This window comes from Bacillus sp. CD3-5 (assembly GCF_006349665.1).
GTDB classification, from domain to species: Bacteria; Bacillota; Bacilli; order Bacillales; family Bacillaceae_G; genus Bacillus_A; species Bacillus_A paranthracis.
This window is the reverse complement of the sequence record NZ_VEPX01000002.1, coordinates 33,612-50,749: the sequence shown is the minus strand read 5'-3', so window position 1 is coordinate 50,749 and position 17,138 is coordinate 33,612. Positions and strand designations below refer to the sequence as shown.

General features: G+C 35.8%; 11 protein-coding genes. 9 read left to right on the top strand and 2 right to left on the bottom strand.

What is annotated here, in order from left to right; genetic code table 11:
* Nucleotides 1-82 precede the first annotated feature (82 nt).
* On the bottom strand, nucleotides 83-256 hold the full coding sequence (locus FH036_RS26995) for a hypothetical protein (protein ID WP_001142746.1): 174 nt from the start codon (nucleotides 254-256) through the stop codon (nucleotides 83-85).
* A gap of 330 nt (nucleotides 257-586) precedes the next feature.
* On the opposite strand from FH036_RS26995, the gene FH036_RS05265 reads away from it, so the two are divergent.
* Entirely contained in the window at nucleotides 587-886 is a 300-nt protein-coding gene (locus tag FH036_RS05265; protein ID WP_000214798.1) for an ArsR/SmtB family transcription factor, read from the top strand.
* Nucleotides 887-1,096: 210 nt separating this feature from the next.
* On the opposite strand, the gene FH036_RS05260 is transcribed toward FH036_RS05265, so the two are convergent.
* Nucleotides 1,097-1,282, bottom strand: coding sequence for a YkvS family protein (locus tag FH036_RS05260; protein WP_000646794.1), 186 nt, complete (start codon nucleotides 1,280-1,282; stop codon nucleotides 1,097-1,099).
* Between the two features lie 566 nt (nucleotides 1,283-1,848).
* Here FH036_RS05260 and FH036_RS05250 point away from each other — a divergent pair.
* From FH036_RS05250 to FH036_RS05215, 8 genes are all read left to right on the top strand, one after another.
* Nucleotides 1,849-3,051 carry an L-lactate MFS transporter gene (locus FH036_RS05250; RefSeq protein WP_000748920.1) on the top strand — a complete coding sequence of 401 codons (1,203 nt, stop codon included), beginning with the start codon at nucleotides 1,849-1,851 and terminating at the stop codon, nucleotides 3,049-3,051.
* 628 nt (nucleotides 3,052-3,679) lie between these two features.
* Nucleotides 3,680-4,450: a 2,3-dihydro-2,3-dihydroxybenzoate dehydrogenase gene (gene dhbA / locus FH036_RS05245; RefSeq protein ID WP_001048424.1), complete on the top strand. Its 771-nt coding sequence runs from the start codon at nucleotides 3,680-3,682 to the stop codon at nucleotides 4,448-4,450.
* 26 nt (nucleotides 4,451-4,476) lie between these two features.
* A complete protein-coding gene (gene dhbC, locus FH036_RS05240) occupies nucleotides 4,477-5,676 on the top strand; it encodes an isochorismate synthase DhbC (RefSeq protein WP_000657801.1) in 1,200 nt (399 codons plus the stop codon).
* A gap of 13 nt (nucleotides 5,677-5,689) precedes the next feature.
* Entirely contained in the window at nucleotides 5,690-7,306 is a 1,617-nt protein-coding gene (locus tag FH036_RS05235) for a (2,3-dihydroxybenzoyl)adenylate synthase (protein ID WP_139895479.1), read from the top strand.
* A gap of 29 nt (nucleotides 7,307-7,335) precedes the next feature.
* Nucleotides 7,336-8,229: an isochorismatase gene (gene dhbB / locus FH036_RS05230; protein ID WP_139895478.1), complete on the top strand. Its 894-nt coding sequence runs from the start codon at nucleotides 7,336-7,338 to the stop codon at nucleotides 8,227-8,229.
* 31 nt (nucleotides 8,230-8,260) lie between these two features.
* On the top strand, nucleotides 8,261-15,418 hold the full coding sequence (locus FH036_RS05225) for an amino acid adenylation domain-containing protein (RefSeq protein WP_139895477.1): 7,158 nt from the start codon (nucleotides 8,261-8,263) through the stop codon (nucleotides 15,416-15,418).
* A complete protein-coding gene (locus FH036_RS05220) occupies nucleotides 15,415-15,639 on the top strand; it encodes an MbtH family protein (RefSeq protein WP_098671266.1) in 225 nt (74 codons plus the stop codon). The genes FH036_RS05225 and FH036_RS05220 overlap by 4 nt, the downstream gene beginning before the upstream one ends.
* Nucleotides 15,639-17,081 (top strand): MDR family MFS transporter, encoded by a 1,443-nt coding sequence (locus FH036_RS05215; RefSeq protein ID WP_139895476.1) that lies wholly within the window; start codon nucleotides 15,639-15,641, stop codon nucleotides 17,079-17,081. Before FH036_RS05220 ends, FH036_RS05215 begins: the two co-directional genes overlap by 1 nt.
* Nucleotides 17,082-17,138: the final 57 nt, after the last annotated feature.

Below are 17,138 nucleotides of genomic sequence, written 5' to 3'. Positions count from 1 at the left end.
CTTTCACTTTTTATACGATTTTGGCTAAAAAGCATCTTTGGGGACAGCCTCTTTATTTGTTATTCAAAATTAGATAATTCACCTATGAGTTATCTGTAGAAGGAGGCGTATTTTCCAACCGATTATAAGCTTTAAAAGCCGAAATTGCCGAGATAACACCACCTACTAAAAATAAAGCCGATCCACCGACCAAAATGATACGACTGACATATGTTTCGCGCGCTTCTTCAACTTCTTCTTGTAACATTGTAGGCATTTGAATTCCCCCTAAATAACATTTATTTTGTATATAGTATATACAAACGCCTAAAATATGTTAAAATCACTGGATAGTGTTATGAGGGAGTATATAGTTAGATGTGAATTATTTGAAAAATCTTCATTATAAATTTATGCTAACTTCACATAGAGCACATATTAACATTGTATTATGTATATGTACCAAATAAATAAAGTGAATTGTATTTCGTTCTGTTTTTAAAAATTTAAAATTCTATTATTTTTATATAAAGGTTTCACATCGGAGTTTTAAATATTTTGGAAATAGATCTAAATAAAAGGAATTCATATAAAAGGGGAATGTCTTATGACAACATATACGAGTGAAATGAGAAAAAGTTTAGTTTCAGAAGAAGATGTAGATATTTTAAAAATTATGGCGCACCCAATCCGATTACAAATTGTAAATGAATTAAGCACGAGAAAAACTTGTAACGTAACACAACTAACAGAATTACTAAATATTCCACAATCGACTGTTTCGCAACATTTATCAAAAATGAAAGGTAAAGTGTTACGAGCTGAGAGAAGAGGTTTAGAAATTTATTATCATATTAATAATTTAAAAGCGAGTAAGATTGTAAGTGTTTTAGGATATATAAACTAATGAAGTATTTTCATATAAAATAGCCGCTGCTGGTGGGCAGGGGCTATTTTGTGTTGTTCTATCACGCGTTAACCGACAGTAAAACTCCCACCTCAAAATTCAGTTGGAGCAAAGAAGTTAGGTGGGAGTCAGGCTGTCCGTAAACGTCTGATTGGTTCAACTAATAATCAGTGGGGGATGAACAAAACCCCCACTGATTAAAGTTTCACTTTATGTATTCGTATTTAATATTTTATAGTTTTTATGATTTACAATTGTTCGTTCAAATTCAAAAGTACCACCGCTTACATTTGTAATTTCAACTAAGACCGATTCAGTATAAAGTTTTAGTACAGATCCTGTAATCTTTAAATTGTTTCGTTGAAAAAGTATAGTATCCCCTACGTTTGCTTTCATAGTACCTCCTCATTAAAGACAGAAATATTTTTTATTATATATATTAAACCACGTATAAGTATATTAGTGAATATTTAGTTTTATTTATCAAAAAAATATTTGTAGTCTATGTGTGCAGAATTAAAAGAAGTTTTAACAAGACGTATTAAAAACGCTTTCATTATGATGGAATTTGTAGAGCCAATTATTACATTTGAAGAAACAATTATAAATGTATAAAGAAAGTCAGGCTTATGAATTAATTTAATAAAACCGTCTCTTTAATGTTTATTAAAGAGACGGTTTTATTGTTTTACTATTGAAAAAAGGATTCAAAAACATATGTAAATTTAACTTATACAAAACAATATGAACAACTATTACGTATTTAAAAAACATTTTTTTGTATTTCATCCTTCGTTTTCTGTAACTGATTCCATGTTTTTGACGCCTTGTCTTGTAAGTGCTTACATAACTGAAAACATCTTATACAATGAAGGTGTTAAATCAAAAGAGATGACCAAAATGAACATAAAAAAACAAGACTTAGCGAAAAGCATTGAAATAGAAAGAGGAGGCGGAAAGGTATGAAAAAATCAAAGGTTAATCCATGGCTTGTTGTCCTTGGTACAGTAATAGTTCAAATGGGACTTGGAACGATATATACATGGAGTTTATTCAATCAGCCTTTAGTTAGTAAATACGGTTGGAGTCTTAACGCGGTTGCGATAACTTTCTCAATTACTAGTCTTTCCTTAGCATTTTCAACTTTATTTGCAAGTAAATTGCAAGAAAAATGGGGACTTCGTAAACTTATTATGATAGCTGGACTAGCATTAGGACTAGGATTAGTACTTAGTTCACAAGCTTCTTCGTTAATATTGCTTTATGTACTAGCAGGAGTTGTTGTAGGTTACGCAGATGGTACAGCTTATATTACTTCACTATCTAATTTAATTAAGTGGTTCCCTGAACGTAAAGGTTTAATCTCTGGTATATCTGTAGCTGCATATGGTACAGGTAGCTTAATTTTCAAATATATAAATGCAAAGTTAATTGATTCCGTTGGTGTATCGCAAGCGTTTATATATTGGGGTTTAATTGTTACAGCCATGATTGTCCTTGGAGCTTGTTTAATCCATCAAGCTGCTGATCAAGGTGCAGTTCAGGAAACAAACACTCATGAATATACAATGAAAGAAATGTTAGGCACAAAACAAGTATACTTATTATTCATCATGTTATTTACATCATGTATGAGTGGCTTATACTTAATTGGTATGGTAAAAGACATTGGTGTTCAACTTGTAGGGCTTAGTGCAGCGACAGCAGCTAATGCGGTGGCTATGGTTGCAATATTTAACACATTAGGTCGTATTATTCTAGGACCGTTATCAGATAAGATTGGTCGTTTGAAAATTGTTACGGGTACTTTTGTGGTTATGGCGAGTTCGGTATTAGTTCTAAGTTTCGTAGATTTGAATTACGGTATCTACTTCGTATGTGTAGCAAGTGTAGCGTTTTGCTTTGGTGGAAATATTACTATTTTCCCAGCTATTGTTGGTGATTTCTTCGGTATGAAAAACCATAGTAAGAATTACGGAATTGTGTATCAAGGATTTGGATTTGGAGCGCTTGCAGGTTCCTTTATCGGTGCACTTCTAGGTGGATTCAAACCAACTTTTATGGTGATTGGTGTACTATGTGTCGTGTCATTCATTATCGCAATTTTAATTCGAGCACCTAAACAGAAAAAAGAACAAGAAGAAGAGTATCGCAGCGTAGCATAAGTATATAAATCTTCTATAACACTATAGTTACGAAAAAGCATCCTGTTAAATAGGGTGCTTTTTTGAGTTATTTTAACAAGGTTAAATTACTTTTTATTTTTTTTGATATAAAAGTGAGTGAAATATCCGTTTGGATTATATTGGAATATAATAAATCGATACATCGTATTCGAAATATGTATTAAATCTTAAATAATAAAGAAAATATGAATTGATGTTTGCAAGATATATTTTCAGACAAATATTGAGAAAATAAATGCTCGACTTTTTGTTAAGGCTTTGTAACTGAAGAGATCTTCAGTTTATCATCTTCAATTTTTACAAAGAGGGGTAAGAATTAAAGTATTAATGTAAGTATTTATTAATACTTTTAGATGTAATTGTATTGAAAAGCACTAAATTTTTTATCTGAAAAATAAAAATAGGTTGACAAGTTTATTGAGAAAGATTATCATTTCGGTGTAAGAACGTTAAATGAAAAACATTATCAATGAATAATATTTTAATGAAAAGTACACTTGACCAATTAGTTTAGTAAGTGTATTATTTTTTACATCAATAATGATAATCATTATCATTATTATTATTTGTTTAATTAGATTGATTTTTAAATGAAAGGATAGAGGAAATGAACTTAGGGGAATTTGATGGGAAAACTGTTTTAGTAACAGGTGCAGCTCAAGGTATAGGTAGTGTTGTTGCTAAAATGTTTTTAGAAAGAGGAGCTACAGTTATTGCGGTTGATCAAAATGAAGAGGGATTAAACGAACTCTTAAATGAAATACATTTGAAAACGTTTTGCTTAGATGTGAGTGATAGTACCGCAGTTGAACAGATGGTAAATGATATTGAAAATGAAATAGCGCCAATAGATATATTAGTAAATGTTGCAGGGGTTTTACGTATGGGAGCGATTCACTCGTTAAGTGATGAAGATTGGAATAAAACATTTTCTGTAAATTCTACAGGAGTTTTCTATATGTCCCGAGCAGTAAGTAAACATATGATGCAAAGAAAGTCAGGGACAATTGTTACAGTTGGTTCAAATGCAGCAAATACGCCGAGAATGGAGATGGCTGCATATGCTGCATCAAAAGCTGCTACGACGATGTTTATGAAATGTTTAGGATTAGAACTTGCAGCGTATAACATTCGCTGTAACGTAGTTTCTCCAGGTTCTACTGAAACTGAAATGCAAAGGCTACTATGGGCTGATGAGAATGGAGAAAAAAATATAATTGCTGGTTCTCAAAGTACATATAGACTTGGTATACCGTTACAAAAAATTGCACAGCCTTCAGAAATTGCTGAAGCAGTATTGTTTTTAGCTTCAGATAAAGCTAGTCATATTACAATGCATAATTTATGTGTTGATGGCGGAGCTACATTAGGCGTTTAATAAAAAATTCAGGGGGTTACTATACAATGAAGGAATTTACGGCTGTAAAGGAACTGTCAGAAAAATTACTAGAAGATTATAAGACTGAATCTTCATTCTTTTTCGCTTCACCAACTCGAACGATATTAGCAGAAGGAGAGTTTACTACAGTAAAGCATCATGAAATTGAAAGTTTCCCAGAACTTGTACAAGCAGTATTATGTAATGCAAAACAAGCCGGAAATCCGAATCCTATCGTTGTCGGTGCTTTGCCATTTGATCGTAGAAAAGAAGTCCAACTTATCGTACCAGAATATAGTAGGACTTCTGAGCGATTACAATTGGATACAACAAATCAGCTTGAAATAAATGAGAACTTAACATTCGAAATGACGCCTGTACCAGCGCCTGAAGTGTATATGAATGGTGTGAAGCAAGGAATTGCAAAAATAAAGGGCGGGGATTTAAAGAAAATCGTTCTATCCAGATCGTTAGATGTTAATTCTTCCGAAAAGATTGATAAGCAAAAACTTCTTCGAGAATTAGCAGCGCATAATAAGCATGGATATACATTTGCTGTGAATGTATCGAAAGATGAAAATGAGAATAGTAAGACGTTAATTGGAGCGAGCCCTGAATTACTCGTCTCACGTAATGGTATGCAAGTTATTTCTAATCCGTTAGCTGGTTCAAGGCCACGTAGTGAGGATTCAGTTGAAGATAAGAGAAGAGCAGAGGAATTACTTTCTTCTCCAAAAGATTTACATGAACATGCGGTAGTAGTAGAAGCAGTTGCTGCAGCGCTTCGTCCGTACTGTCATACATTACATGTTCCGGAAAAGCCATCCGTTATTCATAGTGAAGCGATGTGGCATTTATCTACTGAAGTGAAAGGTGAACTAAAGGATCCGAATACTACTTCTTTGGAATTAGCAATTGCTCTTCATCCGACGCCAGCAGTTTGCGGCACACCGATGGAAGAAGCGAGAGAGGCGATTCAAAAAATTGAGCCATTTGACCGTGAATTCTTTACAGGAATGCTAGGGTGGAGTGATTTAAATGGAGACGGTGAATGGATTGTTACAATTCGTTGTGCTGAAGTACAAGAAAATACACTCCGTTTATATGCAGGAGCGGGCGTTGTTGCTGAGTCAAAACCAGAAGATGAATTAGCAGAAACATCAGCTAAGTTCCAAACAATGTTGAAAGCATTAGGATTAAATGATAGTTCACTTAATGAAAAGTAGGGGGGCAGAAAGAATGCTAACAGGTTATACAAAATGGCCAAAAGAATTTGCTGATCGTTATCGAGAGGAAGGGTGTTGGCTTGGGGAAACATTTGGCGGGATGTTAAGAGAGCGAGCTGAAAAATATGGCGATCAAATTGCAGTTGTAAGTGGTAATACGCATATTACGTATAGTGAGTTTGATAAAAAAGTAGATCGATTAGCTTCAGGGCTACTGAATTTAGGAATAAAGCAAGAGGATCGAGTTGTAATCCAGCTACCTAACGTTATTGAGTTTTTCGAAGTATGTTTTGCGCTATTTCGAATTGGGGCACTTCCTGTTTTTGCATTACCTTCACATCGAAGCAGTGAAATTAGTTATTTTTGTGAGTTTAGTGAGGCGAGTGCTTACGTTATTTCAGATAAAGCTCTCGGTTTTGATTATCGAAAACTAGCAAGAGAAGTGAAAGAGAAAGTGCCAACTTTACAACATGTAATTGTAGTGGGAGAAGAAGAAGAATTTGTGAACATAAGTGATTTATATATAGATCCCGTTCCATTACCAGAAGTTCAGCCAAGTGATGTTGCGTTTCTCCAATTATCAGGGGGGACAACAGGACTTTCTAAATTAATTCCTCGAACGCATGATGATTATATTTATAGTTTACGTGTTAGCGCTGAAATTTGTAATTTAAGTGCAAAGAGTGTCTATATGGCCGTTCTTCCAGTAGCACATAATTACCCGATGAGCTCTCCTGGAACATTTGGAACTTTCTATGCGGGTGGAAAAGTTGTGTTGGCAACTGGAGGTAGTCCAGATGAGGCATTTGCACTTATTGAAAAAGAAAAAGTTACGATTACTGCTCTCGTACCGCCATTAGCAATGATATGGCTTGATGCTGCATCTTCACGTAATAACGATTTATCGAGTCTAGAAGTGATTCAAGTAGGTGGCGCGAAATTTAGTGCTGAAGTTGCAAAACGTATACGCCCTACATTTGGATGTACGTTACAGCAAGTATTCGGTATGGCGGAAGGATTAGTGAACTATACAAGATTAGATGATCCTGAAGAAATTATTATTCATACACAAGGTAGACCAATGTCTGCACTCGATGAAGTACGAGTTGTTGATGAAAATGACAACGATGTAAAACCTGGCGAAGTAGGTAGTTTATTAACAAGAGGGCCATATACAATTCGTGGTTATTATAAAGCAGAAGAGCATAATGCACAATCGTTTACAAAGGATGGATTTTATCGCACAGGAGATCTTGTGAAAGTAAATGAACAAGGTTACATCATTGTAGAAGGAAGAGATAAAGATCAAATTAATCGTGGTGGTGAGAAAGTTGCCGCGGAAGAAGTGGAAAATCATTTATTAGCACATGATGCAGTGCATGATGTAGCAATTGTATCGATGCCTGATGACTATTTAGGAGAACGTACTTGTGCATTTGTAATAGCTCGCGGACAAGCTCCGACTGTAAGTGAATTAAAAATGTTTTTAAGAGAACGCGGTATAGCAGCTTATAAGATTCCAGATCGAATTGAATTTATTGAAGCATTTCCGCAAACAGGTGTTGGAAAGGTAAGTAAAAAAGAGTTACGTAAAGTCATTGCTGAGAAACTTATTACGGTAAAACGATAAAAATATAAAAATTGGAAGGAAGTGATTAGATGGCTATCCCATCTATTTCAGTATACAAAATGCCAGTTGAATCCGAACTACCAAAAAATAAAGTGAACTGGACGCCGGATCCAAAACGTGCGGTTCTTTTAATCCATGACATGCAAGAATATTTTCTTGATGCATATAGCGATAAAGAATCGCCAAAAGTAGAACTCATTTCAAATATTAAGGTGATAAGAGAAAAATGTAAGGAACTTGGTATACCAGTTGTTTATACAGCTCAACCAGGTGGACAAACGTTAGAACAACGAGGGTTATTACAAGACTTTTGGGGTGACGGTATTCCTGCTGGACCAGATAAAAAGAAAATTGTTGATGAACTTACTCCTGATGAGGATGATATATTCCTAACAAAATGGAGATATAGTGCATTTAAAAAGACAAATCTATTAGAAATTTTAAACGAACAAGGAAGAGATCAACTCATTATTTGCGGTATTTATGCGCATATTGGCTGCCTATTAACAGCTTGTGAAGCATTTATGGATGGAATTCAGCCGTTCTTTGTAGCAGATGCAGTTGCTGATTTTTCACTAGAGCATCATAAACAAGCGTTAGCGTATGCATCTAATAGATGTGCAGTAACGACATCAACTAACTTACTGTTAAAAGATTTACAAAGTGCAAAAGGTGATGAGAGTAAAGGAATCACTTTACAGGAAGTACATGAACTAGTTGCACAATTACTTCGCGAACCGGTAGAGAGTGTTGAGACGGATGAAGATTTATTAAATAGAGGACTTGATTCGGTCAGAATTATGAGTTTAGTAGAGAAGTGGCGTCGCGAAGGAAAGGAGATTACTTTTGCGGATTTAGCAGAGAACCCAACGGTTGTTGATTGGCACCGCTTATTATCTCTGCAAACAGAACGTGTACTTTAATATAGACTACATAATAAAGGGGTAGTGAAGAATGCCTAATAGTCAAAAGGTTCGTCATTCGTTATCATCTGCGCAGTCTGGTATGTGGTTTGCGCAAAAATTAGATCCACTTAATCCAATTTATAATACTGGGGAATATGTAGAAATAAACGGAAATATTCATCAAGACATTTTTGAATTAGCTGTACGTAAAGTTGTAATGGAAGCAGAAGCACTTCATGTTCGCTTCGAAGAGGATGAAATTGGCCCATGGCAAGTTATTGAAGAATCACAGTTTCATATGCATTTTATTGACGTTCGTAAAGAAGAAAATCCTGAAGAGGCTGCTAAAGCATGGATGAAAAATGATTTATCTATGCCAGTCGATTTGAAAAAAGATACTTTATTTACTGAAGCACTTATTCAAGTTGAAAATAATCGTTTCTTTTGGTATCAGCGCATCCATCACATTGTGATGGATGGCTATGGATTTTCACTTCTTAGCCAAAAGGTAGCGAATGAGTATACATCACTTATAGAAGAAACAAACAAGAATGAAAAGACATTTGGTTCTCTTGCAAAAGTTGTGCAAGAAGATATGGAATATCGTGAGTCTAAACAATTTCAGGAAGATCGTGCTTTTTGGTTAGAAAAATTTGCGGATGAACCAGAAGTTGTAAGTTTGGCAGAACGAGCACCGAGAACATCAAATGGATTTTTACGTGAAACAGCTTATTTATCTAGTTCTAGTACGAAAACTTTACTAGAAGATATTAATGTTTCTTTAACAAGTTGGCCAGAATTTATTGTCGCTGTAACAAGTATATATATGCATAAATTAACAGGTGCAAATGATATTGTTTTAGGTTTACCGATGATGGGGCGTCTCGGTTCAGCATCTATTTATACACCGAGCATGGTAATGAATTTAGTACCACTTCGTCTCACTGTAACTCCAAATATCACTCTTGCAGAATTATTACAGCAAGTTTCTAAAGAAATCCGAGACGTACGTCGTCATCATAAATATCGTCATGAAGAATTAAGGAGAGATTTAAAGTTACTAGGCGAAAATCAAAGGTTATTCGGGCCATTAGTGAATGTGATGCCTTTTGATTATGGGCTTAACTTTGCTGGGAATCATGGTATTACACATAATTTGTCAGCCGGACCTGTCGATGATTTATCAATAAATGTTTATAAACGTTTCGATGAAACTGAGCTAATGATTCATTTTGATGCGAATCCGGAAGTATATAATGGCGCGGAACTAACGCTGCATAAAGAGAGATTTATGAATGTATTAGAATTAATGATAAGTACATATCAAAAAGACGCGTCGATTGGAAGCATAAACATTACTCTTCCTGAAGAAAATCATAAAGTTTTATTGGAATGGAATAAAACGAAGGAAGACGATGAGTTAATCAGTCTACCTATATCATTTGAAAAACAAGTGCAAAAAACTCCAAATAAACTAGCGATTACTTGTGACGGTGTAAACTTTACGTATAAAGAGCTAAATGAACGAGCGAATGAACTAGCACATTATTTAGTAGAAGAAGGAATACGACCAAATCAGTTTGTAGCTTTAGTATTTCAAAGATCAACGGAAATGATAGTTAGTATGCTAGCAGTTTTAAAGGCTGGTGCAGCGTATTTACCGATAGATCCAGAATATCCAGCCGAGCGAATCAATTATATAGTAAATGATGCAAAACCAGTTTGTATCATAACACATTCATCTGTTTCATCTAAGTTAGTTATAGAAAATGATATGAAAAAAATTGTATTAGATAACGAAGAAACGAAACTAGCATTACATACATATTCTCGTATGAATATAGAATGTAAGAATGATGTATCACTTTTAAACCCAGCCTATACAATATATACTTCAGGCTCAACGGGTAACCCAAAAGGTGTAATTGTTCCTATGAGAGGTTTAAGTAACTTTTTAATGGCTATGCAACAAAAGTTTTCGTTACATGAACATGATCATTTATTAGCAGTTACAACATTTGCGTTCGATATTTCTGCTCTAGAAATTTATTTACCTCTTATTAGCGGTGCAAGTATAACAATTGCTCCAAAAGAGGTAATTCAAGAACCTTCGGCGTTAACGGCGCTGTTACAAGAAGAAAGAGTGACAATTATGCAAGCTACACCGACGCTCTGGCAGGCGTTAGTAACTGAATATCCAGAGAGGATACAAGGGCTAAATGTGCTCGTTGGTGGTGAAGCTCTTCCAGGGCATTTAGCAAATAAATTAAGAGAATTAGGCTGCTCAATAACTAATTTATATGGACCAACTGAAACGACGATTTGGTCTACCTTCATGAACATTGATGAAAGTGAAAAGGGGATACCTCCTATCGGAAAGCCAATTTGCAATACAGAAGTGTATGTATTGGATGCAGGGTTACAACCAGTTCCACCTGGAGTTATTGGTGAATTATATATTGCAGGGGAAGGACTTGCAAGCGGATATTTAGGAAAACCAGAGTTAACAGCTGAACGGTTTGTTGCAAATCCTTATGGAAAACCAGGGCAGCGCATGTACCGTACAGGTGATCTAGTAAAATGGCGCAGTGATGGTGTTTTAGAGTACATGAACCGCGCAGATCATCAAATTAAAATTCGTGGTTTTCGAATTGAATTAGCTGAAATTGAAATGGTATTACAACGCCATGAAAATATTAAGCAAGCAGTAGTAATGGTACGAGAAGACCGCCCAAATGATAAACGAATCATTGCTTATATTGTTGCCGAAGAGAAGGAAACGATTCATCTTTCAGAAATTCGTTCTTATGTTTCAGAAAGTTTAGCGAATTATATGGTACCATCAGCACTTGTATTGCTAGAAGAATTACCATTAACACCAAATGGAAAGGTTGATAGAAAGAAATTACCTGCGCCTGATTTTAATGGCATGAACAATGAGAGAGTTGCTAGAAATCCGAAAGAAGAAATATTATGTGATTTATTTGCAGAAGTACTTGATGTTTCTCGTATTAGCATTGATGATAATTTCTTTGAAATGGGTGGCCATTCGCTTCTTGCATCGCGTTTAATGGCAAGAATTCGTGAAACGTTAAGTGTTGAATTAGGAATTGGAAAACTATTTGAATCGCCAACTGTTGCTGAACTAGCGAAGCAATTGGATCAAGCAAAAAATGCTAGACCAACTATTAAGAAAGTAAGTAGACCAAGTGAAGTTCCACTTTCATTTGCACAGCGTAGGTTATGGTTCTTACATTGTTTAGAAGGTCCAAGCCCTACTTATAATATTCCGTTAGTCATTCGTTTGTCTGGAAAGTTAAATGAGGAAGCATTACAAGGTGCCTTTTATGATGTAGTCGAGAAACATGAAACACTGAGAACAATTTTCCCTAACGTATTAGGTAGTTCCTATCAGAAAATTTTAGATATAGAAGATTTAAATCTAGAAATGATTAAAACAAAAATATGTAAAGAGGAATTAGAAAGTGTGCTTGCAGAAGCGATAAGATATAGCTTTAACCTTGATGTTGAGCCAGCAGTTCGTTTGCAACTATTTACAGTGAATGAAAACGAACATGTATTGCTAATTCTATTGCACCATATTGTAGGGGATGGCTGGTCATTACAACCGTTAACGAGAGACTTTACAACGGCATATAAAGCACGATGTCAAGGTGACAGCGTACAGCTGGAAACACTTCCAGTTCAATACGCAGATTATGCACTTTGGCAACAGCAATTGTTAGGGGATGAAACTACACAAGAAAGTCTCATTTCAACACAATTAGATTTTTGGAAGAAAGAGTTAAAGGGATTACCAGATCAATTGGAGTTACCTACAGATTATCAGCGTCCAATGGAAACGAGTTACAGAGGAGAAACAATTCATTTTCATATAGATGCAGGTATGCATAGTAGGTTAGTAGAGCTCGCACGGAAAAACGGAGTTAGTTTGTTTATGGTATTGCAAGCAGGACTAAGTGCGCTATTTACAAGATTAGGTGCAGGCACTGATATACCAATTGGAAGTCCGATTGCTGGAAGAAATGATGATGTACTTTCAGATATTGTTGGTTTATTTGTAAATACATTAGTGTTACGTACAAATACTTCAGGAGATCCAAGTTTTAAAGAATTATTAAATAGAGTGAAGCAGGCAAATCTTGCAGCTTATGAAAATCAAGATGTTCCATTTGAACGACTCGTTGAAGTGTTAAACCCGGTGCGTACTCGAAATAGTCATCCGCTATTTCAAGTTATGTTAGCTTTCCAAAATACGCCAGAAGCAATCTTTGATGTCCCGGATATAGAAGCGAGACTTGAAATTCAAAGTGTTGGCTCTGCGAAGTTTGATTTAACATTTGAAATTAGTGAGAGTAACGGGGTTGATGGTACTCCGAACGGTTTACATGGATTACTAGAGTTTAGTACCGATTTATATAAACATGAAACGGTTCAAAAACTAATAGAACGATTCATTTTGTTATTAGATGATGCGGCGACAAATCCAGATCAATCCATTGGCAGATTAGAAATATTAACTTTAGCAGAGAAAAATACAGTGTTAGAAAAGTGGAATGGTGGTTTTCAAATTGCACCAGACATGACATTGCCACAATTATTTGAAAAGCAGGTTCATATTAATCCAAATGCTATTGCTGTCGTCTTTGAAAATAAGAAATTAACTTATGAAGAGTTAAATAGAAAAGCAAATAAAATAGCTCGATTCCTAATAGCAAAAGGAATTGGTCCTGATCAACTCGTTGCTTTAGCGATGCCAAGATCATTAAATATGGTTGTAAGCTTATTAGCTGTTCTTAAAGCTGGTGCTGGATACCTTCCGTTAGATCCAGATTACCCAGCAGACCGTATTTCGTTTATGCTACACGATGCGAAACCATCATGTGTTTTAACGAATTCAGAAGTGGAAATTGAATGTAATGAAGCACTAAAAGTTTTAGTTGATAATGTAAAAGTAATAGAAGAAATTGAGAAACATAGTGAAGACAATATTGATGAAATGGAGCGCGTGAAGCCATTAACTCCATCACATATTGCTTACGTTATTTATACATCAGGTTCAACAGGTAGACCGAAAGGCGTTATGATACCTCATCAAAATGTAGTAAGACTTTTAGGAGCAACTGATCATTGGTTCCAGTTTGATGGAAACGATGTGTGGACGATGTTCCATTCATATGCTTTTGATTTCTCGGTTTGGGAAATTTGGGGACCTTTATTATACGGAGGGCGTTTAGTTGTAGTTCCACATACTGTAAGTCGATCGCCGAAAGAATTTTTACAGCTTCTTGTTAAAGAAAAGGTAACTGTTTTAAACCAAACTCCATCAGCATTCTATCAATTGATGCAAGCAGATCGTGAAAATGAAGAAATTGGCCAACAATTATCTTTACGATATGTTGTTTTTGGAGGTGAAGCACTTGAGCTAAGTCGATTAGAAGATTGGTATAGTCGACATCCTCATAACGCACCGCAGCTTATTAATATGTACGGTATTACTGAGACGACAGTACATGTTAGTTATATTGAGCTAGATGAGAGTACCGTTTCTTTACGAGCAAATAGTTTAATTGGGTGCAGTATACCTGACCTTAAAGTATACGTATTAGATCATTATTTACAACCAGTGCCACCTGGAGTAGTTGGAGAAATGTATGTTGCAGGTGCTGGGCTTGCTCGTGGATATTTAGGAAGAGCAGGTTTAACTGCAGAACGTTTTATTGCAGATCCATTTGGCAAGCCGGGTACAAGAATGTATCGTACTGGAGACTTAGCACGTTGGCGTCAAGATGGGACGCTAGATTATATAGGACGCGCAGATCATCAAATAAAAATTCGCGGATTCCGAATTGAATTAGGGGAAATAGAAGCAGTCATAATGAAACACCCTACAGTTGAGCAAGTAGCCGTTATTGTACGGGAAGATCAACCAGGGGATAAACGATTAGTTTCTTATATCGTCGCATCAAATAATGAAATGATTGATACGAATGAAATGCGCCAATTTGCTGGAAGTAGTTTACCAGATTACATGGTTCCATACGCTTTTGTAGTAGTAAATGAGTTGCCATTAACTCCAAACGGTAAATTAGATAGAAAGGCATTGCCGGCTCCAGAATTTATCGCATCAGCTTCTAGTCGTGGGCCAAGAACACCGCAAGAAGAAATGTTATGTGACTTGTTTACAGAAGTTTTAAGTGTGCCGCAAATTGGAATTGATGACGGATTCTTTGATCTAGGTGGCCATTCACTTCTTGCAGTGCAGCTTATGAGCCGTATTAAAGAAGCACTTGGGATCGAATTAAATATCGGAACTTTATTTGCAGCACCTACTGTTGCAGGTCTTGCTGAAAGACTTGAAGTGGGAAATGGACAAAGTGCACTCGATGTGTTGCTTCCATTACGAGTAAGCGGAGACCAATTGCCACTATTTTGTGTACACCCAGCAGGTGGATTAAGTTGGTGCTATGCAGGACTTATGAAATCTTTAGGAACAGATTATCCAATCTATGGTGTACAAGCACGTGGTATCGCTAGAAATGAAGAACTTCCAAGAAGTTTAGAGGAAATGGCAGCGGATTATTTAAAACACGTTCGTGAAGTACAGCCTCACGGACCATATCGTTTACTCGGTTGGTCACTTGGAGGAAATGTTGTGCATGCAATGGCGGCGCAACTGCAAAATGAAGGGGAAGAAGTAGACTTACTCGTTATGCTAGATTCTTATCCTGGTCACTTTTTACCGAATACGGAAGCGCCTACTGAAGAAGAAGCGTTAATCGCACTACTGGCTCTAGGTGGATATGATCCAGACAACATGGATGGCAAACCACTTACGATGGAAAGTGCGATTGAAATACTTCGTAAAGATGGAAGTGCATTAGCAAGTCTTGAAGAAGAGACTATTTTGAACTTGAAAGAAACATATGTAAATTCGGTAGGATTGTTAGGGAAATATGTACCGAAAGTTTATAACGGAGATATTTTATTCTTTAGATCTACTGTTATACCAGACTGGTTTGATCCTATTTCTCCAAATACGTGGCTAAATTATTTAGATGGGCAAATTGTACAATACGATATTGATTGTAGACATAAAGATTTATGTCAACCAGGACCACTTACAGAAATTGGACAAGTATTAGCGAAATATTTGCAGGATAAGAAAGGGGTAAGTACAGTATGACGAATCCATTTGAAAATGATAATTACACATATAGAGTATTAAAAAATGAGGAGGGCCAGTATTCTCTCTGGCCTGTCTTTCTTGACGTACCTATTGGTTGGAATGTTGTACATGAAGAGGCTAGTAGAAATGATTGTTTACAATATGTTGAAAATAACTGGGAAGATTTGAATCCAAAAAGTAATGAAGTTGGCGAAAAAATATTAGTAGGAAAACGATAATGAAGGCAAAAATAAATCCAAAAGTAGTTGTAAGCATCGTATATATAACAGCGATGTTTATGGCTGCAATGGATGCAACAATTGTGAATGTAGCACTCCAAACGATAAGTAAAGAACTACAAGTGCCGCCATCCGCAATGGGGTCAGTTAATGTTGGGTATTTAGTTAGCCTAGCTGTTTTCCTTCCAATTTCCGGTTGGTTAGGAGATCGATTCGGTACGAAAAGGGTATTTTTAATTGCTCTTTTCGTATTTACAACTGCGTCTGCATTATGCGGAGTAGCGAACGATATTACTTCATTGAATATTTTTCGTATTATTCAAGGTGCTGGTGGGGGGCTTTTAACACCAGTTGGGATGGCGATGTTATTCCGAACATTTTCACCAGAGGAAAGGCCGAAAATTTCTCGGTTTATTGTGTTGCCAATTGCTGTTGCACCGGCAGTAGGACCAATTATTGGGGGCTTTTTTGTAGATCAAATGTCTTGGCGCTGGGCATTTTATATTAATTTACCATTTGGAATTATGGCGTTACTATTCGGTCTTCTATTTTTAAAAGAGCATATTGAAAAATCAGCTGGTCGCTTTGATTACCTCGGTTTTGTTTTTTCAGCACCAGGGTTTGCGATGCTAATCTATGCGCTCAGTCAAGGGCCATCAAGAGGCTGGATTTCTACAGAGGTTATAAGTACTGGAATAGCTGGGATTGTATTTATTACACTGTTTATCATTGTAGAACTTAAAGTAAAGCAACCGATGCTAGATTTAAACTTATTAAAAGAACCAGTCTTTAGAAAAATGAGTCTTATTTCATTGTTTTCTTCAGCTGGTTTACTAGGAATGTTATTTGTTTTTCCGCTTATGTATCAAAATGTAATAGGGGTATCCGCACTGGAATCAGGCCTTACTACATTCCCAGAGGCCATTGGATTAATGATATCGTCACAGATCGTACCATGGTCATATAAGAAATTAGGAGCTCGTAAGGTAATTTCTATAGGGTTAATTTGTACGGCGATTATCTTTATTTTATTAAGTTTTGTAAATCACGATACGAACCCTTGGCAAATACGGGTATTATTGTTTGGCATAGGTATTTTCTTAGGCCAATCAGTTGGAGCAGTTCAATTTTCTGCATTTAACAATATAACGCCGCCTTCTATGGGGAGAGCAACTACTATATTTAATGTGCAAAATCGATTAGGTTCAGCGATAGGAGTTGCTGTTTTAGCTAGTATACTAGCCGGTTTTGGAAATAGCAGTGTACAACATAATACTCATTCAGATTTATTGCCATATCAAGCAGCATTAATTGGATCAGCAATATTTTTACTCGTAGCATTACTATTTTCTTTACGTATTTCTGATAAAGAGGTAATGTCAAAAAAGAAGAAAAAACCGTTACCTGTATTACAAAAAGAGAAAGAAATTGTCAATGAATAAGTTTGGTAATGGTATTTTGGAATTAATCTACATTGGGTATTTAGAAGGAGAGAGTTT